This window comes from Paenibacillus sp. FSL F4-0100 (assembly GCF_037993005.1).
In the GTDB taxonomy this organism is placed as follows: Bacteria; Bacillota; Bacilli; order Paenibacillales; family Paenibacillaceae; genus Paenibacillus_AQ.
This window is the reverse complement of sequence record NZ_CP150303.1, coordinates 5,834,677-5,856,954: the sequence shown is the minus strand read 5'-3', so window position 1 is coordinate 5,856,954 and position 22,278 is coordinate 5,834,677. Positions and strand designations below refer to the sequence as shown.

Here is a 22,278-nt window from a genome sequence, read left to right as displayed (position 1 = left end):
ATGGAAGGGACGAATGCCTACGAAGGCGTATACCATAACGAGCGAGCAGTTTATTTGAGAGCCGGGGGTTATGAGGCCATCATGCTTCCGGATATCGGCGGGAATTTGATATCGTTCAGGGACCTCGATAAGGGCTATCGGTTTCTGCATGAGCCGACGTCGGAGGAAATGCCGGGATTCAAAGCAAGGCCGATAATTCATGGCATTCCGGTATTGTTTCCCCCGAACCGCTATAAAGACGGCCAGTTCCGGTGGAACGGCAAAGTCCATCAGCTGCCGGTCAATGAAGAGGCAACCGGTCATCATCTGCATGGATTTCTGTACAACATTCCATGGGAGGTCGATGAATACGGGCATTCCGGGCAGGAAGCTTATGTGACCGTGTCTGTCCACGTGGATGAACAGCATCCGGTATTCCAAAGCTTCCCGTTCCGGTTCCATATTCAGCTTCGGTATGGCTTAAGCCGGCAGGGGCTATCCCAGCGGGTAACGATTACCAATACAGGCCAAGAAGCCATGCCGTGTTTGCTGGCGTTCCATACGTCCATCAACGCGCCATTTACCAATGGAGGCGACGCCCGGGATTACCGCTTAAAGCTGACCGTCGGGAAGCGGTGGGAGCTGGATGGGCGAATGCTGCCCACCGGATCCTATCAGGAGCTGTCCGCTAACGAGCAGGTCATGCAAGGAGCAGGCGTTTACCCCTTCTTCGAAAGTATGGACAATCATTATACCGCTGTAGCTCAAAATGGAAGAAACCGGATGGAGCTTACCGATCGGGCGGAGAAACTGACGCTGGTTTATGACGTAGGCACCTCCTATAAACAATGGATGATCTGGAACAACGAAGCGACCGAGGGTTTCTTTTGTCCTGAGCCGCAGATCAATCTGGTCAATGCGCCCAATATGGACATGGAAGCCGAAGAAATCGGGTGTTTCAGTCTTGAGCCAAATGAAATCTGGGAAGAGACCAGCAGGCTGTACGTGAAGGGAAGCCGAGGCTAAAGCCATAGGTGACAGCCGGGTAACAGATAAATACCGACAAATTAAACCTAAAAGAAGGAGTTAAACATGACAGAATTAACACTGCCGCGTCCGGAGTACCCCCGCCCGCAATGGGTAAGACCTGAATGGATTAATCTGAACGGTGCTTGGCAATTCGAAATCGATCATGGGAAAAGCGGGAAGGAGCGCGGATTCCATGAGCCGGGACATGATCTATCCGGAACGATCACCGTTCCCTTCTGCCCCGAAAGTAAGCTGTCCGGCGTTGAATATAAGGATTTCATGGCAGCTGTATGGTACAAACGCGATTTTACCGTGCCTGAAGAATGGAAAGGCAGCATCCTGCTTCACTTCGGAGCTGTGGATTACGAGACGGAAGTATGGGTAAACGGTGTATCCGTAGGAATGCATCGCGGAGGATATACGCCTTTTAGCTTTGATATTACGTCGCATGTGATACCGGGCAAGAACGTGATTACCGTCTGTGCGGAAGACGACGTCCGTTCCGGACGCCAGCCGCGCGGGAAACAAAGCGGGCGGTTTCACTCGCATGGCTGTGATTACACCCGTACGACGGGGATTTGGCAGACGGTATGGTTGGAGCGAGTGACGGAGGCCTATTTGTCCGACATGAAAATAGTGGGTGATCCCGATAATGCCTGCGCGCACCTAGAAGTAAAGATATGCGGAAATGCTGTGGGACATAAACTGAGCGCCTCCGCTCTGTATGAGGGAAAACCTGTAGGGAACGCCAGTGCGGTCGTATCCGGGCCGTCCGTCAAACTTACCATTCCATTGGCGGAGGTTCACTTGTGGGAGGTGGGTCAGGCCAGGCTGTACGATCTGGAATTAACCCTGCAAGGACGGGATCAGGTGAGCGACACGGTCCAATCCTATTTCGGGCTTAGAACCGTCATGCTGGGCGGCATGGCCTTCCGCATCAACGGCAAATCCGTGTTTCAGCGCCTTGTGCTGGATCAGGGCTTCTATCCGGATGGGGTCTACACCGCCCCAAGCGATGAGGATCTCCGCAAAGACATCGAAATTTCGATGGGACTCGGCTTTAACGGCGCAAGGCTTCACGAGAAGATGTTTGAACCGCGTTTTCTATACTGGGCGGACCGTTTAGGGTATCTGGTGTGGGGAGAACATGCAAATTGGGGATTGGACATTACCACAACGGAGGGGCTGTCATATTTTCTCCCAGAATGGCTCGAAGGCATGGAACGCGATTTCAATCATCCTGCTCTCATCGGCTGGTGTCCTTTTAACGAGACATGGGACCGTGACGGCGCCAAGCAAAATAACGAAGTGCTGCGCATTGTGTACGAAGTATCGAAAAAGATGGATCCGACGCGTCCCGTCATTGATACGAGCGGTAACTTCCATGTCGTGACGGATATTTTCGATATCCATGATTACGACCAGAACCCGGAGACATTCAAGGAACGATATGAACCGATGAAGAACGGCGGAGAGGTGTACAATAGCTTCCCGAATCGGCAGCAGTATGAAGGCCAGCCTTATTTCATCAGCGAATATGGCGGCATATGGTGGAATCCGGACCAAAAAGACGAGAAGTCCTGGGGTTACGGCGACAGGCCGACCTCCGAAGAAGCGTTTCTAACGCGCTATGCGGGCTTAACGAATGTGCTGCTGGATCATCCGAAAATGTTCGGATTTTGTTATACCCAGCTGTACGACGTGGAGCAGGAAGTGAACGGATTGTATACCTATGACAGACGTCCAAAATTCGATCCCGAAGTGATTCGCCGCATCAATTCCCGCAAGGCCGCGATTGAAGATTGAGCCGGTATCATGACCGTTATCGAAGTAGGCGGTGTTACATTTCTGCGTGGTGTATGATTGCATATTATCCGAAAGGAACGTGACGAAGGATGAAGGTGAATTACCGGAATAAATTATTGCTCACGATATGCGCATTCCTTATTCTTCCTATGGGTCAGGCGACACATGCGGCTACGCTTCAAAATAACTTCTACAACGTGGTCATGCAGGAGGGGGCGGATCCATGGGTATATAAACACACCGACGGCTTCTATTACTTCACGAAAACGACCGGCGGAAATGTGACCATATGGAAGTCCGCACAGCTTACCACGATCGATGCAGCTCCGACGACGGTCGTCGAAACGGGCTGCTGCAGCATCTGGGCTCCCGAATTGCATTACATCAATGGCGCCTGGTACATCTACTATGCCAAGGATGACGGGGATAACGTCAATCACCGCATGTATGTCATGGAGAACACGTCGGCGGATCCGATGCAGGGAACCTGGCAGTATAAGGGCCAAATTACGGACCCGACGAATAAATGGGCGATTGACGGCACGGTGCTGCAAACAGGCGGTCAGCTGTATTTTATATGGTCCGGCTGGGAAGGCGACACCAACGTCCGGCAGAATTTGTATATCGCCCGCATGAGCAATCCCTGGACGATCGATTCGAATCGCGTTGAAATCGCAAGGCCTACCCACAGCTGGGAAACGAACCATTCCCCGCATGTAAACGAAGGGCCTCAGGTGATTGTGCGAAACGGTCTCATCAATCTGGTATACTCGGCAAGCGGAAGCTGGACCAACGACTATTGCCTGGGCCTCATCACGGCCAGCACAACCAGCGATCTGCTGAATCCGGCATCATGGAGCAAACGCAGCCAGCCTATATTCAAGTCCGGTAACGGTCTGTACGGACCGGGTCATCATTCGTTCACCAAGTCGCCCGACGGTACGGAGGACTGGATGCTCTATCATGTCGCCAAATACAATAATGCCGGGTGGAACCGCGAGGTTCGAATGCAGAAATTCACGTGGCATGCCGACCACACGCCCAATCTCGGCGTCCCGGTGAATCCGAATGCTCCGATAACCTTGCCTTCCGGCGAAGCAGCACATATCCGTTACGAAGGTGAGGAAGGGACATTTGGAGGTATCGCCTATGCATCTCAGAGCCCTAACGGCTCGGGAGGCATGAAGGCCGGGCATATCGATACGCGGGAGAGCTATGTGGAATTCAAGGTACATGCCGCGTCCGCAGGCGAATACATTCTGCTCGCCCGAACGGCGAATGGAACAGCCGGGGGGGATTGGTCCCATCTCATGCTCAGCGTAAATGCCGGTACCGCAAGCAAGTTCCACATCACGAATAAAGGATGGGAGAACTGGGGGCTGTCCACGGCGCGGGTTCAGTTGAAGGCTGGCGTGAATACGATACGTTTTTCAAAAGGCGAGGGATACGGAGAAATCGACTTTTTCGACATCAAGCCGCCCAATTAGGATACAGCGGATGCGTAGCGGGTCGATAAATAAAGTGTTGTTAGCTTGATCATGGATGGCTTCCGGTTCTCCCCCGGAGGCCATTTCTGGCTATGAAAGTCATGGTTTTCTACGTCCGACTATACGATGCCCTATGGCAAGAGGCAGGAAAATGGACGGTGTAAGCCTTTCCAGTATGATTGTTTTTCATTTCATTAAGAAGTAAAATTATTGTAATGAATATGTTTAAAGGAGAGCGGATTTGTGCTGGAACTTGGTTTTAACGACCCGGAAAGACTGGTCACGGTAGCTCATGCCTTGTCAACGCGCTCTAGGGTGGATATTCTGAGGCTCTTGAACTCCAAGAACTTGAATGTCATTGAAATCGCCGAGAAACTCAAACTTCCCGTTTCTACGGTTGCGAGCAATATCAAAGTGTTGGAAGCAGCCGAGTTAATTAATACGGAATTGCTTCCGGCTTCGCGAGGAGCAATGAAGGTGTGCAGCCGTAATTATGACGATGTTCATTTTGCATTAAATTTAAAAAATTCGGTACCTAAAGGAATCACGCATGTTTATGAAGTCGATATGCCGATTGGCCATTACAGCGATTGCGAAGTAGCGCCTACATGCGGAATGGCAAATGCGGACGGTTACATCATTAAGGAAGACGAGCCGGCCAGCTTTTACCACCCCAAGCATGTGAATGCCCAGATCATCTGGCTGCGCAAAGGATATTTGGAATACTTGCTGCCGATGGATGTTCCAGCCGGAGCACGAATCCAATCGCTTGAACTATCCATGGAGATGTGCTCTGAGGCACCCAATTATGATCAAAACTGGCCTTCGAATATTTCGGTGTGGGTCAATGGCGTGGAGATCGGCATGTGGACTAGCCCCGGCGATTTCGGGGATCGGCGCGGCAAGCTGAACCCTAATTGGTGGTACGATTGGGCAACGCAGTACGGGTTTCTCAAGACATGGCGGGTTGATCATGAGAAGACAACGCTGGACATGGAGAAAGTATCGGGCGTTACATTGGATGAACTGAATCTTTCCGAGAGTCCCAAATTGCGGTTGCGTATCGGCATCAAGCCCGATGCCGTCAATCAAGGGGGGCTGAATCTGTTCGGACGCCAATTTGGGGATCACGAACAGAATATTATCATGCAGGTAAAATATACGATGGATCAGGATGGGGAAAACCTTTAATCATGCTATTTGTAAGTGGCCGAAGGCTTAACAGAAGACGAAGAAAAGGCAAGTGCAGCGGTAGCATGTGGGCGGAGAGGTTTCCCGTTTTTATAAAGGAAAAAGTGGCAGTGCAGAAGGTATTTCTGTGCTGTCACTTTTTTTGTTTACCCTCAGAAGTAGTCGGAGTAAACCGTGAATCCTTATCGATTGAGAATCATTTCATAAGAAGAGCCCATTCTTTTCCCGGTTTACATTCCGTTTAAATAGGGGTGTTACGATTCAAGCATCATCCATTAGCAAAGAGGAGGAAATCATAATGGAGCATGTATACAGAAAGAAAATAGAGCCTAACCCTGGTGACTTGGCCGTTGAGGCTTATGGACTAGTCAAAACATTCGGCGATAATCGTGCCGTGGATGGCGTGGATCTGAACGTGCGTACCGGAACGATCTACGGTGTGCTTGGTCCGAATGGGGCAGGCAAGACGACCACCATCCGGATGCTGGCGACCTTGCTAAGGCCGGATGCCGGTACGGCCCGAATCTTTGGACACGACGTGCAGGTGGAATCGCAGATCGTCCGTCAGTTGATCGGGGTAACCGGTCAATACGCGTCGGTGGACGAATCGCTCAGCGCTACGGAGAATCTGATTATATTCTCCCGTTTGCTAGGTTTGGGGCGTACGGAGGCGCGGCGCAAAGCGAGTGAGCTGCTTGAGGAATTCGGTTTGTCGGAAGCCGCGAAGCGACCGCTAAAAAATTTCTCCGGCGGCATGCGGAGAAGACTGGATCTGGCGGCAAGCCTTATTGCCCAACCGCCGCTCATCTTCCTGGATGAACCGACGACGGGGCTTGACCCGCGTACGCGTTCCCAGATGTGGGATACGATCCGCCGATTGGTGAATACCGGTTCAACGGTATTGCTGACCACGCAGTATCTCGAGGAGGCGGATCAATTGGCAGACCGCATCGCCGTTATCGATTACGGCCGGGTTGTGGCCGAGGGGACGGCGGATGAACTGAAGATGTCGGTAGGCACTTCCTCGCTGCATTTGACCGTCCAGCATTTACAGGACATGGATCGCACCCGCCATACCGTGGAACAAGTGCTCAAAGTTCATGCTAATGTATCGCCGGAAGCGGGAAAGATAACGGCACCGATGGCTAATGCGGGTCTTGTTACAGACCTGTTGATCGAGCTGCGCACGGCAGGAATCGGCTTGTCCGAGATGAGCGTGCAGAAGCCGACCCTGGATGAGGTGTTCCTAACGATCACCGGCCACGGCGTGAAGGAAGACGCTGGCCAAGGGGCTTATGAATCCAATGATAGAGAGGTGGCAAGGGTATGAGCAGCACCATGATTCAGCCAGGGACGGAACGTCAGCTCAAGAACCGCACGAGTTTCGGTCAGACGATGCGAAATTCGTTGACAATGGCCTACCGCGGGCTGCTGAAGCTCCGGCGTACGCCCGAGCAGTTGTTTGACGTCACGTTCCAGCCCATTATTTTTACACTGATGTTCACCTATATTTTTGGGGGCGCCATCTCCGGTGACGTGGCGAGTTATTTGCCCGTTATCATTCCCGGCATCCTCGTCCAGACCGTGATTACGACCTCCGTCGTCACAGGTGTTCAGCTGCGTGAGGATATGGATAAAGGCGTATTCGACCGGTTCAAATCGCTGCCGATTGCACGCATTGCACCACTGGCCGGTGCCCTGCTGGCAGATACGATTCGATATACCATTGCAACGGTGCTTACCTTTACGATGGGTTATATTATGGGATATCGGCCCGAGGGCGGCTTGGGTTACGTTGCTCTTGCCGGGCTGGTCGTCATTTTGTGCTCGTGGGCCATCAGTTGGATCTTTGCTTTCTGCGGCGTGATTGCAAGATCCGCCTCCGGCGTACAGGGAATATCGATGATCGTGCTGTTTCCGCTCACGTTTCTCTCCAACGCGTTCGTGCCGGTGGATACGATGCCGGGCTGGCTGCAGTGGTTCGTCAATATGAATCCGATCTCGCATCTTGTGACAGCCGTTCGGGATCTCACCAACGCTGGCACCGTGGGCTGGGATCTCACGATATCCTTGGTCGGCGCCGTGGTCATCGTGGCGATCTTTGCTCCCATTACGGTTCGTGCGTACATGCGCCGCACCTGATACCAAGGGGGCTCATCCCACGGCGTTTACTCATGCTGCCGGGGAAAGCAGGACATCCGTCCGAAACGCAGGTTGACATCGATTTATTAATTCACTATACTGTCTGTAATCTTATAAGCAACATACGTTGAAAGAGCCCAGTAGCAGCTTGGTCCCTGTTCTAGAAAGCCGGGGGATGATGGAACCCGGTACACACCAAGGCAGCGAATTACACTCTGGAGTATCTCGGGTAATGCCGAGCGGAAACGGCGAACGATATCTCGTCTAATGAGCGGCATGAATGACGCGCGGCAAGCGTGCAGAACATTTGTGCAATCTGGGTGGTAACACGGTTAATAATCGTCCCTATGTCTATAACAGACAAGGGACGATTTTTTGTTTTTCAACGAGTTGGACGTTTCGTTATAAGGAAATTAATGAATTGAAGGAGTGTTAACACTGTGAATATTATCGACGAACTAGAATGGCGCGATGCGATCAACCAACAGACGGATGCCGAAGGCCTCCGGAAGCTTACGAATGAAAAATCAATCTCGCTGTACTGCGGCGTAGATCCAACGGGCGACAGCATGCATATCGGTCACCTGATTCCCTTCATCATGCTCAAACGGTTCCAGCTTGCGGGCCATCGTCCGGTCATTCTGATCGGGGGCGCAACCGGCACCATCGGCGATCCAAGCGGACGTCAAACCGAGCGCTCGCTGCAGACGCTGGAGCAGGTTCAGGCTAACGTTGATGCGTTGACCGGACAAATGAAAAAGCTCTTCGTGACGGAGGGCGACAATCAGATCCGCATGGTTAACAACTACGACTGGACGCATAAAATCAACATTATCGAATTCCTGCGCGATTACGGGAAAAACTTCAGCATTAACTCGATGCTGGCGAAAGACGTGGTTGCGAGCCGGCTTGACAGCGGGATTTCATTCACGGAATTCTCTTACCAAATCCTGCAGTCGGTTGACTACTTGCATCTGTACCAGCATGAAGACGTACAGCTGCAAATTGGGGGATCGGACCAATGGGGCAACATTACAAGCGGCCTCGACCTGATCCGGAAGAAGGAAGGACCAGAGGCAAAAGCATTCGGCCTGACCATTCCGCTCATGCTGAAGGCCGACGGCACGAAATTCGGCAAAACGGCCGGCGGCGCGATCTGGCTCGACCCGAACAAAACAACGCCATTCGAGTTCTACCAGTTCTGGGCGAACACCGACGATCGCGACGTCGTGAAATACCTGAAGTACTTCACGTTCTTGACCAAAGAGCAAATTGACGAGCTGGCCGAAAAGGTGCAGAGCGAGCCGCATAAACGCGAAGCACAAAAAATGCTGGCTGAGGAAATGACGAGATTCGTGCACGGCGAGGAGATGCTGGAGCAGGCCAAGCGCATTACGGCAGCTTTGTTCAGCGGCGATATTAAATCCCTTACGGCCGATGAGATCGAGCAGGGCTTCAAGGAGATGCCGACATTCGAAGCCACGCCGGAAACGAAGAATATCGTGGACTGGCTTGTGGATCTGGGCATCGAGCCTTCCAAGCGGCAAGCTCGCGAGGATATCACCAAAGGCGCCATCTCGATGAACGGCGAGCGTATCAGCGACGTCGGTCACGAGGTGACAGCCGACCAAGCGATCGGCGGCCGGTTCATCATCATTCGCAAAGGAAAGAAAAACTACAGCTTGGTGAAAATGTCCTAGAAGACGGTGTAACCATCAGGGGGAAGAGTATCCCCGGACGAAAGAACCCGTAAAAAGCCGCTAAACACGTTTCAAGGTGCTTAGCGGCTTTTTTTTAGAGATAAGAAAGTATAAACTCCCGATGCTCCCCCCTCCTGATCTCGCAAGAAAAACATCTGCTGTAGAGAGTACGTCTTATATGCAGTCTGTCTTCTGGAAAAGTACGTCGATCGACGTTTTTCTTTTATTGGAAGTTTCCTTCTATATAATAGGATAATATCTGTAGTGTTAAAGGAGGTAGATTATATCATGAACATTCAACTGCAGACTGAGCTGTGCCAACGGTTCCAAATCCGCTATCCGCTCTTTCTGGCAGGAATGGCCGGGGGACCGACGACAGTTGAACTGGTCGCCGCCGTATCCAACGCAGGCGGACTCGGCACGCTGGGTGCGGCTTATATGGAGCCGGCTGCCATTCGTCACAGCATTCAGGAGATCCGCAAGCGGACGGATCAGCCTTTTGCCGTCAACCTGTTTACGACACGAGCCCCGGATCGCCATGAGCGAATTGGAGAGGTTCAACAGGAGCTAAACCGGATGCGGGATGACCTTGGCATTCCTCATGCGGGCAAGGATCACGTAACAACCCCGGATTGGTTCGAGCAGCAATTCGCGGTTCTGATCGAAGAGAAGGTGCCCGTCATCAGTACGGCATTCGGGATTCTGGATGAGCCTCATATGCAGCAAGCGAAAGCGGCTAAGCTTCTGGTTGTTGCGATGGCAACCACGGTTCGTGAAGCCATATTGGCTGAGCAGGCAGGGTGTGATGCCGTCGTTGCCCAAGGCAGCGAAGCGGGCGGACACCGTGGAACGTTTGACATTTCGGAGCACCCGATGGGTGCCCAAATCGGAACGTTTGCCTTGGTACCGCAAATCGTGGATCGCGTCAAGATTCCCGTGATTGCCGCCGGAGGCGTGATGGATGGACGCGGACTCGCGGCTTCGCTTGTTCTTGGAGCCCAAGGCGTTCAGATGGGGACGCGATTCCTGACCGCGGTTGAATCGGGTGCGCATGAGGTTTACAAACAAGCGCTGCTTCGGAGTACGGAAGAGAGCACGGTGATCACCAAAGCGTTCTCGGGCCGGCCTGCAAGGGGCATCCGCAATGCATTCATCAGGCAATGGGACGAGAGCGGCGTAGAGCCGCTGCCCTTTCCTACGCAGAATACGGTGACCCGTGACATACGAAACGCGGCTAATCGCCAAGATAATCCGGAGTATATGTCATTGTGGGCGGGGCAAGGCACAAGAGGGCTGACTTCGGGACAAACGGCAGCGGATATTGTTGCCGAGACGATCCGGGAAGCGCTGTTGATCTGCCCGTTTCGTGAATCCGATCATTTAAAATGAGAGCGGATTATGCTATACGTTTAGGAAAACATGAAGCAGCAGGCCACCTAAGGAAAAACCTTGAGGTGGCCTGCAAAGCTTTTAGCTAGAAACCGCCGTAAGTATCTCCGCCTTCGCCGCTCCACGTCATCTCCACGAAGGAGGACGGATTGGAAGACGTCGCTGTTTTGGATCCGGAAGCGTAGAGTCCCCCGGCAACCCCGGTCATTGTATAGTCGGTATATAATTTGTTCGAAGTATAGTTCGTGTAAATCATCGCTCCCGACATATTGGATGCGGTTACGTTCTTAAGCTCCAAATTGCTTCCGTAGGACACTCCGTCCGAGGCCGTGGTTTTGCTTGTTCTGAACGCCTGGCCCGTGGCTGCATTGTTTTTGACCGTGGTGTTGATAATCTGTACATCATTGGCCCGCATGAATATTCCGTTGTTGCCCACGGTTGATTCCGGAACCGTATTCTGAAAGTCAACCGTGCTGCCGATCACTTTGATATGATGCGTGCCCTCTTTGAAATCAAAGCCGTCGTTTTTGGTTTGTATGGCGCTGCAGTTCAGGAATGTAATATAACCGCTTCGATCCGGATTCGGCAGTGTGGTCCAGTTCTGATCGGCATCCCCCACATAGAAGCCCTCGCCGAATTTTCCACCTTGCCCCGCACTTTGTGCGGTACTGTTCGAGACAAGCCAGTATTGGCTGTTTTTCCGGATCTTGAACGCTTCTGCGGTCGTATTTTTGACCGTTACGTTGGTAACGTAGCCATGTGAGGCTTCGATCAGAAGGCCTTTGTTCGATTTGGCATTGGAGTTAATCGTCACATTCTCCAACTTATAATAGTTGTTTTTGATATGGAATGCGGCATTTCCCGCCGATGCGGTGAAATGAAATGTAGCCCCGCCGCCCGTGCCGCGAATCGTGATGTAATTGCCTGACGATCCGCTCCTGGAGGTTGCAATGGTTCCATCCGACACCGAGTAGGTCCCGGACACTTCGATAATGTCGCCGGGATTCGCACTGGCTAAGTAGCTCCGCAGCGTCGCAACGTCACCGGCCGGGACCGTTTTGGTTGCCGCCTTTACAATATGACCAGGGTAGAATGCGAATACAAGCATGAAACAAAATAAGGATACCATGCCAAACTTGAATGATGGCTTGATCATCATGAAACCTCCTCGCTATTTTGGACACTATTCATCGTACAGTCGCATTTGTTGCCTTATGTTCTTTCTGTGCGAAACACATCACCTCACTTAACGGGGATCAGATTCATTGTTTAGCGCTCTAATTATAATCCAATCCCCATACCACATTGCTGCTTGAAAATATCATAATTTCGTCTGCATTCGATACTGGAGAGGCGTCATGCCGTACTTTTTTTTGAACATGGCGATAAAATACGAGGGGTATTTGAATCCGGTCTGTTTACTGACCTCTTCGATTGTCAGAGAAGGCAAGCCAAGAAGCGTTCTGGCTTCCTCCATTCGCTTGTTGTTCGTATATTCGATGATGGTCATGCCCATCTGGTCTTTGAACAGCTTGGACAAATAACTGGGGGAGAAATGAAGTTCCGCAGCTATTTCGTTAATCGTGAAGGATAGATGATAGTGCTTGCCGATCCACCTTACCATGGCGCCGACAGGCTCGATCGAATCAGCCACAGTATGATACTTGAAGCCCCCGCTGCGATCCGGCGGGTAAATATGGCTATTGAAGTAGGTGAAGAAATGAAATAAAAACAGGGCGACAACTTCCTTCTGGACCTTTCGCGGAACGCTGGCCAGCATCTCATGCAACTGCAAAAACTGATTTTCCAAAAATAAGGCATCCTTGGACGACAGATGAAACACCTGATTGGACCACGGATGCTCCAGCAATTGTGAAACAGCGGTTGTCAGCTGCGGGAGTGCGGTGAGGAAGCGCTCGATGACAGAGGCTTTGATTTTCAGCAGGCTGCGAATGTAATTCGGCGGTACGATGACTTGAATATGGTGAATTTGAAAAGGTTTAATCAATACCAAGGTGCCGGGCTTCAGCGAGTGCGTTTGATTATTGACGATATATCTTCCGGCGCCTTCATGAATGTACAGGATCTCCAACCCTTCGTGATAATGAAAATATTCCACCGGCTCTGTATGTACGCTTCGATAGTTGAACAGATACAGATTGTCACGCCAGGGAATCGAATGGTGAATTTTCATCTGGAACCTCCTTATGCATGAATGATGGGGATGATGGGTTCAATTACAGGGCTTCAAGCATTTCGCATACATCGTATGCCTAACCCTTCAAATCTTGCTTCTGCGTTTGACTGCAGCGAGCGAATATCGCGCACAAGAGGGAAAACCGGGAGGCTGTCGAACACTTTATCATAATATATATGTTAAAAAATGCTGCTATGACGGCATAACGGGGGTTATGATGTCCACGCCTATTTTGTCTACGAAACTGTATATACCTTCTCCCCGGTCGAGGGCTGTTCTTCGCCCCCGCTTGATCGAGCGTTTGAACGAGGGGCTGCGATTGCAACGCAAGCTGACTACGATTTCCGCCTCTGCAGGCAGCGGTAAAACTACGCTGCTCAGCCAATGGATCAAAGACTCACGACTGCCCGTCGCCTGGCTGTCTTTGGAGGAGGGGGATCGTGAGCCAGCAAGATTTCTGGCTTATCTTGTGGCTGCCCTGCAAACCGTCGGGGTTGATATCGCAGAGGGCATCATAAGCAAACTCCAAGCTCCATCCCCACTTCCTCTGTCGGTCGAAGCCATCGTCACGGCCATCCTTAATCACATTGCGACCATGGGGGACCGTTTCATTCTGGTTCTTGATGATTACCACGTAATTGATTCCAAACCGATAGACAGCGCTCTTGGCTTTCTCATTGAGCACATGCCGCCGCAGATGCATGTGGTTATCGCCAGCCGCCAGGATCCTAAACTGCCCTTGGCCCGGCTGCGTGCCCGGGACCAGTTGACGGAAGTGCGGACATCAGACTTGCGCTTCACATCTGCTGAAACCTCTGAATTCCTGTGCCGCTCCATGGGACTGGATTTGTCAGCAGAGGATGCGGCGCTTCTCGAATCCCGCACGGAGGGCTGGATTGCCGGCCTGCAATTAGCGGCGCTGTCCATGCAGGGCCAGCAAGATGCCGCCACCTTCATCCGATCCTTCGGCGGCAAGCACCGTGACGTACTGGACTATCTGGTTGAAGAAGTGCTGCAGCAGCAGCCTGAGGGTACTCAGGATTTTTTGCTAAATACCTCCATTCTTGACCGGCTGTGTGGTCCATTGTGTGAATATATTCTTCGTAGCGAAGACCGTGATGCTCCGAAGAACACCATCTCCGGTCAAGAAACCCTGGAGTATCTGGAGCGCGTCAACCTGTTCATCGTTCCGCTGGACAAGGAGAGGCGCTGGTACCGATATCACCACCTGTTCTCGGATGCGCTTCGGCAGCGTCTAACCCGAACGGGTGCTTCTGCGGCTGGCGGAGAGAGGGACGTGTCCGAATTGCATCGTCGTGCCAGCGAATGGCATGAACGTCAAGCTCTTCTGCTGGAAGCTTTTCAACATGCGATTGCCGCTCAGGATGTGGATCGCGCCGCACGCCTCATTGAAGGGGAGGGGATACCTTTGATCTTCCGTGGAGCAATAGGACCTGTGCTCCATTGGCTGGATTCCTTGCCTAAGGAAGAAATGGATGCAAGGCCCGCGCTGCAGCTCATGCATGCTTCCGCCATGTTAATGGTCGGTCAAATGACCGGTATCGAACCTAAACTTCAAGCCGCCGAAATCTATCTGCAAGCTGCGGAGGACGATTATACCCGGGATCTTATAGGGCATATCGCCTCTATACGTGCCACCCTTGCTGTCAGCAAACATCAGCCGGAAACCATCATGGCGGAATCGCGCCGGGCCTTGGAATTCTTGAGTCCGCATAATCTGCCCGTGCGCACAGCGACGATATGGACGCTGGGATACGCCTACCAGCTGCAGGGGGAGCGGGCCGCGGCTGGCAAGGCTTATCGGGAAGCCGTAACCATCAGTCAGAAGATTGGGCACATCATGATCAACATGATGGCGACGCTCGGACTCGGAATGATTCAGGAGGCGGAGAATCTGTTATATGCAGCGGCCGAGACGTATCGGCGCGTTCTGGATTTAGCAGGTGATCCTCCGCTGCCGGCAGCGTGCGAAGCGCATCTGGGCCTAGCCCGAATATGCAGTGAGTGGAATGATCTGGATGCCGCGGAACAGCATGGGCAGCAGGCCCTCCACTTGGCAGGGCAGTTCGAGCATATAGACAGGGGCGTGGCTTGCGAGGTATTTCTCGCAAGGCTGAAGCTTTCACGGGGAGCGGTGAGCGAAGCGACTGCCATGTTAGACAAGGCGGATCACTTCGCCCGTCAGCATCATTTCACGCATCAGCTACCCCATATTGCCGAGGCACAGGTGCTTGCCCTGCTGCAGCAAGGGAATGCCAGTTCAGCGTTGCAGCTTGCCCAGAAGTTTGAGCTCAAGCTAAGCCTAGCCAGAGTGCTGCTCGCACAGGGGGATACGGCGGCAGCGCTGGTGATGCTCGAACAACTGCGGACGGATATGGAAGTTAAGGAATGGGTGGACGAACAGCTCAAAGTGAAGGTGCTGCAGGCTTTGGCCCTTCAAGCCCACGGTGAGAAGCTGAAAGCCGCACAGATTGTTGCCGATGTGCTGGGGATGAGCGAGCCGGGCGGTTTCATCCGGTTGTTTATCGATGGAGGGCAACCGATGCAGGAGTTACTAAGCGCAGCAACTGTGAGCAAACCGATGCAGAAGCTATTTAGGGAAGCCGTAGACAAATCGAAGCAGAAGCAGCTGTTAAGAGAAGCTATAAAGAAACCGATGCACGACTATCTGGAGCGGCTGCTGCATGCATTTGATGCTGAAAGACTCGAAAGTGGTGTTACATCAGTATTCGTTCCAGGGTTTGTTCAGCCTGCGGAGTCCCTGATTGAGCCGCTAAGCCGGCGGGAATTGGAGGTTCTCCGTCTCATTGCCGAGGGGCTATCTAATCGTCAGATTAGCGAGAGGCTTTTTGTTACGCTCAGCACCGTGAAAGGGCATAACCGGATGATTTTCGATAAACTTCAGGCCACGCGCCGTACCGAAGCTGTAGCGCGTGCGCGCGAGCTGGGTTTACTGTAGGCGACGATCACAGAATCGCTATTCATCCATAGCGATCTCCCTTCAAATATCGCTGTTCATGAGAAAACCATACTGCTGTTCATAAGAAAACCATACTTAAGTATCTATGGCCCGGTACCTGACGGCAGATATACTGATTGCAAATGCGAGTTTGGAGGAAACCCATGAAAGCAATGGTATGTACCGCTTATGGAGCGCCGGATGTTTTAAAGCTGCAAGAGGTAGAGAAGCCGATCCCTAAGGATCGCGAAATTCGGATCAAAATTTACGCAACCACCGTTAATTCGGGGGATTGCCGAGTACGGGGATTTCGCAGTCCTCTTTTGTACAGGATTCCCATGCGGCTGGTGCTGGGTCTGAGAAAGCCAAGACAACCGATACTCGGGGTGGAGCTGGCAGGGGAAGTAGAAGCGATAGGAAAGGATGTTACGCGATTCAAGGTAGGCGATCAGGTCTTGGCATTCAGGGGAATGCGATTCGGCACGTATGCCCAGTATATCTGCATGCGCGAAGACGCGTTATTGCTGTTAAAGCCCGATCATGTGACTTATGACGATGCCGCCGCCGTATCTTTCGGAGGAACGACGGCCCTGCATTTTCTAAGAAAAGGGAATATCCGGCAAGGGCACAAGGTTCTGATTTATGGAGCGTCCGGTGCGGTGGGGACTTTAGCTGTACAGCTTGCCAAGCAACATTATGGAGCAGAGGTTACCGGCGTTTGCAGTACCGCGAATGTGGGGCTGGTGAGGTCGCTCGGAGCCGATCGGGTCATTGATTATACAAAAGAGGATTTTACGACAAGCGGAGCGCGATACGACATCATTCTGGATGCGGTCGGTAAACTGCCGAAATCCAGATGCAAGCATTTGCTCACCCAGGGCGAGAGCTATGTAACCGTTGAAGGACAAGGTGTGGCCAAGGTGCTGATGGAGGATCTGAGATTGCTTGTGGAGCTGCTGGGAAAAGGGAAGATCAGGCCGGTCATCGACAGAAGGTATGTATTAGAGCAAATGGCCGAGGCGCATCGATACGTGGATGAAGGACGCAAGAGGGGCAGCGTTGTCATCACGGTGGGCCATGATCATTGAGGAAAAGTCATCATTCACAGCGGGGCATGATTATGACAGCAGATGAAGCAAGGCATCATTCAAGGATATTGACAGCCATCCAAGTATGCCCCGGATCACGCACCGTGCGGGTACAGGGAGCAGTGCCACACGATGTACTCATTTACCAGCCGATCCTGCAGAGGGTCGGCTTTTCTCATCGGAATGAGGGGGAGCGGTGATCAACATCCGGATGATAGCAGGAAGAAATCTCTGAGCCTTCTATGGAAGTGATATATAATGTGATCACAAGAATGAAATGAATTCCAAGGGAAGGGCTGCTGCACACAATGTCTAAAGCCGATAATATGCTGGCGATGCTATGGCTGCTGAAATCGCGAAGAAGAATGACCGCTAAACAACTGTCGGAGGAGCTGGGCGTACATATTCGGACGATTTATCGGTGCATTGATGCGCTGTGTATTTCCGGCGTGCCTGTCGTATCCGAGATTGGGCGCGATGGAGGTTACTCCATCCCGGAGCATATCAAGTTGGAGCCGCTGTTTTTCGAGGCCGATGAGCAAAAGGCGCTTCTTCATGCAGCCGCATTCGCACGGGAAGCGGGCTATCCCTCCGAAGAGCCGCTCCATCGAGCTGTTTCCAAAATTAAACGATATACGAATCCGGAGCAGCTGGAGCGTTTGGAACGCCGCGAAAACAGTATTGAGGCCATCCATCCTCCTACAGCTTCTTCGCTCACCAGGATACTGCATGAGATCGAGGCGGGGATCGACCGGCAATCCAGTCTCGAGATCGATTACACCACAGGCTACGACGGTATGGAACATACACGTATCCTGAATCCTTATGGACTCGTCCACTGGAAAAGTAAATGGTACGCGGTGGGATATTGCCATCTGCGCGGTGAAATTCGCTGCTTCCGTGTCGACCGTATGAGCGATATCCGGCATACCGACAACACGTTTGACCGTCCGGCGTCGTTTTCCCCGCGGGAGTACGTATTGGACAGCTTGCTATCGGGGCAAGGTTCCGAATCCAATCCTCATTTGGTTTCCGTGCATATCCAAGGAATCCCACAAGCTTTGGACGATTTATGTTCGCATTGGCTGCTCAGTCAAGCCCTCGTCGATCGTACGGCGGAGCATGCGGTGTTCATGCTGGATGAGCATACGTTATACACGCAAGTTGCCTACTACCTTTTGTCGTTTGGCGGAAAAATTCGAATCATGGGGCCCGATGAACTGAAATCAGGCATGATCGACATTGCGGAGTCCCTATTAAAATATTATCAATCCTGAAGATAAACACTGACCTTCTTTGTCAGTGTTTGTATTATATAATGAACTTCATCAGATAGCGTCAGGGAGGAGAGTGTACGCTGATGGCAGGCTCTATTTTTAAACAAGAAGTGATGAAGGTAACGGGACGTTCTTGGGAAGAATGGATTGTGGCCCTTGGGCAGGAAGTGGGCCCGCTCTGGTCACATGAGCAGATCCGAAACCATATCGTTGAGCAGCATCAGGTATCCGGGGAATGGGGCGAGTGGATCGCCGTCATGTATGAGCAGATTATGGGGCGGGTGCAGGTCGGCGTATCCAAAGATGCCGGGGTGCAGATCGGGGTCAGAAAAACGATGGCCGTGACGAAAGAGAGAGTTTGGGATTTCCTCATGTCTTCTGAGGGGCTGTCGTTATGGATCGGAGATGTCCCTTCTCTGGAGCTGCAGGTCGGGCATGAGTATGAGTCAAAGGAAGGCGTGTCCGGCAAAATTACCGTGGTCGTACCTTACCATAAGCTGCGCTTGACCTGGAAACGCAAGGAGTGGGACAACCCGTCCCGGCTGCAAATCTATGTGTTGTCCACGAATACCGGAAAAACAACCATCGCGATTCACCAGGAGATGCTGGATGATGTTTATATGAGAGAGATCATGAGGCGTTATTGGGATGAGATGCTGACTACCTTACAAAGCCAGGTTATAGCACCAAAATGAAGAGATTCAGTCATATGGATCTGAGGGTCCGTAGGGGTAGGTATGTTGCCCGAGGAATACTAGGCCGCAGTATGAGTCTGGTGGATATCTGGCAAGAACTGATGCATGCTCACGTAGGTACTGCCATTACATGCGGATTTTAGAGATGTTATAGGTACGGTCTCGTGTTTGACTGTTGCAAGTGTTGATGTTTATTATGCGCGGTCTTGGGTTTGACTATTGCAAGTGTTGATGTTTATTATGCGCGGTCTTGGGTTTGACTATTGCTACGTTATGAGGACAGAGGTTCCGCTATTTCGTCTCGATCGGTGGGTTTTGGGCTATATGAGGACACCAGATCCGCTATTACATAGGGAAGTGCGATAATTCGTGGTTTTTAAAGTGAATAGCGGATTCTGAGTCCGGAAGTAAGGGTAAAGTGGTTGTTTTTTCCGAAATAACGGATCTGGTGTCCTTTAGTTTGTTTAGTTGTCTCTCGGCTACCTGAATAACTGCGAGAATTGCAATATCTGCAAGAACTGCTGGATGCTCCCGTAAGTCCTGCTGTAACAAGTGGAGTTTCATAGTCACGTGTTTGCAGTTCATTACAAGCGGAGTTCATAGGTTCGGGCTCGTTGTTGACCGCTTGCTATGACCAGAATCTGGAGCTCGACCAGTTTATGCAATAAGCGTCGGGTATGCCGGTCACTCACCCTAAGATGATTAGCGAGTTCTAAGGGCGTTATCGGTCGCAGCAATCGCCGCGCAAATCGGACAGCTTCTGCCTCCAGCCAACTTAAGGACGCAGGTACATCTGATGCCACAAATCTGCCGACGAAGGATAAGATGAGCTGCTGGCACTGTTTTGGCTCATCGACGATGGAGGGGTAGGCAATGGGAAGGAATGTCCAACCATCCAGTGCCAATAAGCAGTGACGGCGGCATAAATCCTTAAACCTTCTTACGTCCAGATCACGGGCATGCGGCCCGTATCCTTGGATTTCGATCCCTCCTCTCGCACCACCGGGCATATAGGCAAGGTCCAAGTAACGATAACCATTGCCGAAATCGCGTACTTCCCATTCCGGATGCAAGTCATTGAAATTACCGATCGCCGGAAACCATACCGAGCGCAGAAACTCGACGGTGCCGTGGCCCAACCCTTTATGAAGGATTTCGAGCCTGCGGGGATTCCTTTCATTCAGGATATTCGTGTGCATCCAAAGCTCATATTGTTGATCAAACCGTGACATGTTCAATTTTCCCCCTTAGTATTAGATGGAATGCGATTGCGCTAGAACATAAAAAAGCCGCCCCATACAATGCAACCCAATCTTTCATTGGGGCACTTTGCATAGAAGCGGCGTGTTCTTCACGTCCTTATGATGGCTAGTATAACTCGTGTTTTGCGGGTTTAGCAATAAGGTATTGCTTTCATATTATGCTTGACAGCGATATAGTTCGCCAATTGATTTAAAAAGATCTGAAAGCCTGATCTTCGCAAATTTAGGTCATTGAACCGCTTTCTGTTACTACAGGGAGCGTTTTTTATGTTGTTCAAATAAATATGACGTCATATATGATGCGATTAAACAAATACATGAATATATATTGTGTATTATTTATTTATAATGTACATTAATCACATAAGATGATTATAAAATATGCATTATTGGAGGTGGATCGAAACCAGACGAGTTTGAAGCGAGAAGGGGAGGTTCAGTCCTGCAATTAATCAGGAAGACGATGGCTGGGAAGTTCGAACACAAATCTGATACCAAGAGAGGATGAGTGAAGCGTGAACAATTCCATTAAAAAGGTGAATATGGGTGTCATCTTGTGCAGGCATTGCAACTCTCAAATCGATACGGTGGATACGAATCGAATTGTTACTTTTTATAGCGTGTGCGATCAGCCGGAGTGCCAGCAGCTGCACAGCCGTATGCATATATCAGTAAGTGATGTAATAGACGAAGAGTAATGATAGGAGAAGGTTGTTCCCATAAAAACGTACCACTTAATGTGGTGCGTTTTTATGTTGAACGAATCATGCGATTGCTGTGTACTCTATCGTGCTTGTCAAACAACAGTGCTTTAAGCACTTGTCTAACTACAATGCTTTGTTCACGTACAGCGAGTACTCTATTCACGCTTGTCACAGTGCACCCTGTCGCGCCTGTCAAACTGCGAGTGCCCCGTACTCTTTCCACCTGTCAGTCATAATCTATCAATCGAATGAAATGGCATGGTTGACTTGATGAAAAGTGGTACTTATAGCTGTCTATCCATCATGCTAAGATCAAACTGAAAATATCCCATTGTTGATGGGGAGATACCCAATCCACTTCATATGCAGCAGACTGGAGGTTATCATTTATGAAAATATTCGTAGCAGGCTCTACTGGCGTTATCGGTCAGCGGTTGCTTCCCAAGCTGGTGCAAGCTGGTCATGAGGTTACAGGCATGACCCACCATCCTCAGCGAAAAGGGTTGATCGAATCATGGGGAGCAAGGGGGATCATAGCAGATGCTTTTGATCGGGAAGGGATGATAGCCGCGATCGGGGAAATACGGCCGGATGTCGTTATCCATCAGCTCACTTCGCTAAGCCAATGGAATCTGGAGGATAATGCGAGGATTCGAATGGAGGGTACCCGTCATCTGGTAGAAGCCGCGCAGATCCATGGCGTTAAACGAATGATTGCCCAGAGCATTGCCTGGGCTTATGAGCCCGGAGATCATCCTGCCACCGAAGACGTCCCCTTGGATGTCCAGGCGCCTGCGCTGCGCAAGTCCACGATAGACGGGATCGTCTCGCTGGAACATGCCGTTGCACAAATGCCGAATCACGTCATTTTAAGGTATGGTATGTTTTATGGCCCTGGCACGTGGTACGACGCCAACGGGGTAATGGCGGAAAAGGTACGAACTCGAGCTCTTCCAGCAACGGATGGCATCATGTCATTTCTCCATGTCGAGGATGCGGCGAATGCCGCTCTGCAGGCATTGAACTGGCCGGCGGGTCCGGTCAATATCGTAGATGACGAGCCTGCTACAGGTACGGTGTGGCTACCGGTGTATGCCGAGGCGCTGCAAGCGCCTGCTCCAGCATATCAAGCGGGGAGCAAGCGCGGCGAACGGGGTGCTTCCAACGCCAAAGCCCGGCAGGAGTACGGTTGGCATCCGCTGCACCCCACGTGGCGAACAGGGTTCGCGCAATCGCTGAGATGAGAGCGCTTAGCGATGCGCCAACCGGTTCCACCGTTAAGAGTACGTACACAAGGAGTATGCTATTCACAATGGACACCGTAAAGGAAGGATTAGCATATAGAGCATGTC

Annotated in this window: 17 protein-coding genes and 1 other annotated feature; of the genes, 14 read left to right on the top strand and 3 right to left on the bottom strand. The window is 51.4% G+C overall.

The window, feature by feature from the left end; all coding sequences use genetic code 11:
- The 8 genes from MHH48_RS26490 (at position 1) to MHH48_RS26455 (ending at position 10,723) form a co-directional block, all read left to right on the top strand.
- Positions 1 to 1,005, top strand: coding sequence for an aldose 1-epimerase (locus MHH48_RS26490; RefSeq protein WP_076324221.1), 1,005 nt, complete (start codon positions 1 to 3; stop codon positions 1,003 to 1,005).
- Between the two features lie 66 nt (positions 1,006 to 1,071).
- A complete protein-coding gene (locus tag MHH48_RS26485; RefSeq protein WP_076324220.1) occupies positions 1,072 to 2,814 on the top strand; it encodes a sugar-binding domain-containing protein in 1,743 nt (580 codons plus the stop codon).
- Between the two features lie 89 nt (positions 2,815 to 2,903).
- Entirely contained in the window at positions 2,904 to 4,301 is a 1,398-nt protein-coding gene (locus MHH48_RS26480) for a family 43 glycosylhydrolase (RefSeq protein ID WP_076324219.1), read from the top strand.
- 243 nt (positions 4,302 to 4,544) lie between these two features.
- On the top strand, positions 4,545 to 5,492 hold the full coding sequence (locus MHH48_RS26475) for an ArsR family transcriptional regulator (RefSeq protein WP_076324218.1): 948 nt from the start codon (positions 4,545 to 4,547) through the stop codon (positions 5,490 to 5,492).
- Positions 5,493 to 5,790: 298 nt separating this feature from the next.
- On the top strand, positions 5,791 to 6,822 hold the full coding sequence (gene tetA(58) / locus MHH48_RS26470) for a tetracycline efflux ABC transporter Tet(58) subunit A (RefSeq protein ID WP_076324217.1): 1,032 nt from the start codon (positions 5,791 to 5,793) through the stop codon (positions 6,820 to 6,822).
- Complete coding sequence (gene tetB(58), locus MHH48_RS26465; protein WP_076324216.1) at positions 6,819 to 7,634, top strand: tetracycline efflux ABC transporter Tet(58) subunit B; 816 nt, start codon at positions 6,819 to 6,821, stop codon at positions 7,632 to 7,634. The genes tetA(58) and tetB(58) overlap by 4 nt, the downstream gene beginning before the upstream one ends.
- A 118-nt stretch (positions 7,635 to 7,752) precedes the next feature.
- Positions 7,753 to 7,984, top strand: a binding site (T-box leader).
- Between the two features lie 90 nt (positions 7,985 to 8,074).
- Positions 8,075 to 9,334 (top strand): tyrosine--tRNA ligase, encoded by a 1,260-nt coding sequence (tyrS, locus tag MHH48_RS26460; protein WP_076324215.1) that lies wholly within the window; start codon positions 8,075 to 8,077, stop codon positions 9,332 to 9,334.
- 288 nt (positions 9,335 to 9,622) lie between these two features.
- Positions 9,623 to 10,723: a nitronate monooxygenase family protein gene (locus MHH48_RS26455; protein WP_076324214.1), complete on the top strand. Its 1,101-nt coding sequence runs from the start codon at positions 9,623 to 9,625 to the stop codon at positions 10,721 to 10,723.
- 85 nt (positions 10,724 to 10,808) lie between these two features.
- On the opposite strand, the gene MHH48_RS26450 is transcribed toward MHH48_RS26455, so the two are convergent.
- Positions 10,809 to 11,882 carry a hypothetical protein gene (locus MHH48_RS26450; protein WP_256720677.1) on the bottom strand — a complete coding sequence of 358 codons (1,074 nt, stop codon included), beginning with the start codon at positions 11,880 to 11,882 and terminating at the stop codon, positions 10,809 to 10,811.
- A 162-nt stretch (positions 11,883 to 12,044) separates the two neighbouring features.
- Positions 12,045 to 12,917 carry an AraC family transcriptional regulator gene (locus MHH48_RS26445; protein WP_076324212.1) on the bottom strand — a complete coding sequence of 291 codons (873 nt, stop codon included), beginning with the start codon at positions 12,915 to 12,917 and terminating at the stop codon, positions 12,045 to 12,047.
- Positions 12,918 to 13,137: 220 nt separating this feature from the next.
- Here MHH48_RS26445 and MHH48_RS26440 point away from each other — a divergent pair, with 220 nt between their 5' ends.
- The 4 genes from MHH48_RS26440 to MHH48_RS26425 all read left to right on the top strand — a co-directional run bounded on the left by MHH48_RS26440 (position 13,138) and on the right by MHH48_RS26425 (position 18,960).
- A complete protein-coding gene (locus MHH48_RS26440; protein WP_076324211.1) occupies positions 13,138 to 15,900 on the top strand; it encodes a LuxR C-terminal-related transcriptional regulator in 2,763 nt (920 codons plus the stop codon).
- 164 nt (positions 15,901 to 16,064) lie between these two features.
- Positions 16,065 to 16,988, top strand: a complete 924-nt coding sequence (locus MHH48_RS26435; RefSeq protein ID WP_076324210.1) for an NAD(P)-dependent alcohol dehydrogenase — start codon at positions 16,065 to 16,067, stop codon at positions 16,986 to 16,988.
- 308 nt (positions 16,989 to 17,296) lie between these two features.
- Positions 17,297 to 18,265 carry a YafY family protein gene (locus MHH48_RS26430; RefSeq protein ID WP_076324209.1) on the top strand — a complete coding sequence of 323 codons (969 nt, stop codon included), beginning with the start codon at positions 17,297 to 17,299 and terminating at the stop codon, positions 18,263 to 18,265.
- Positions 18,266 to 18,348: 83 nt separating this feature from the next.
- Positions 18,349 to 18,960 carry an SRPBCC domain-containing protein gene (locus MHH48_RS26425; protein WP_076324208.1) on the top strand — a complete coding sequence of 204 codons (612 nt, stop codon included), beginning with the start codon at positions 18,349 to 18,351 and terminating at the stop codon, positions 18,958 to 18,960.
- 584 nt (positions 18,961 to 19,544) lie between these two features.
- Here the strand turns inward: MHH48_RS26425 and MHH48_RS26420 are convergent.
- The gene (locus tag MHH48_RS26420; RefSeq protein WP_076324207.1) at positions 19,545 to 20,192 is read right to left on the bottom strand and encodes a transcriptional regulator; all 648 of its coding nucleotides are present in this window, start codon (positions 20,190 to 20,192) and stop codon (positions 19,545 to 19,547) included.
- Between the two features lie 545 nt (positions 20,193 to 20,737).
- On the opposite strand from MHH48_RS26420, the gene MHH48_RS26415 reads away from it, so the two are divergent.
- Both MHH48_RS26415 and MHH48_RS26410 read left to right on the top strand, forming a co-directional pair.
- On the top strand, positions 20,738 to 20,920 hold the full coding sequence (locus MHH48_RS26415) for a GapA-binding peptide SR1P (RefSeq protein ID WP_076324206.1): 183 nt from the start codon (positions 20,738 to 20,740) through the stop codon (positions 20,918 to 20,920).
- A 395-nt stretch (positions 20,921 to 21,315) separates the two neighbouring features.
- Positions 21,316 to 22,170, top strand: a complete 855-nt coding sequence (locus tag MHH48_RS26410) for an NAD(P)-dependent oxidoreductase (protein ID WP_076324205.1) — start codon at positions 21,316 to 21,318, stop codon at positions 22,168 to 22,170.
- Positions 22,171 to 22,278: the final 108 nt, after the last annotated feature.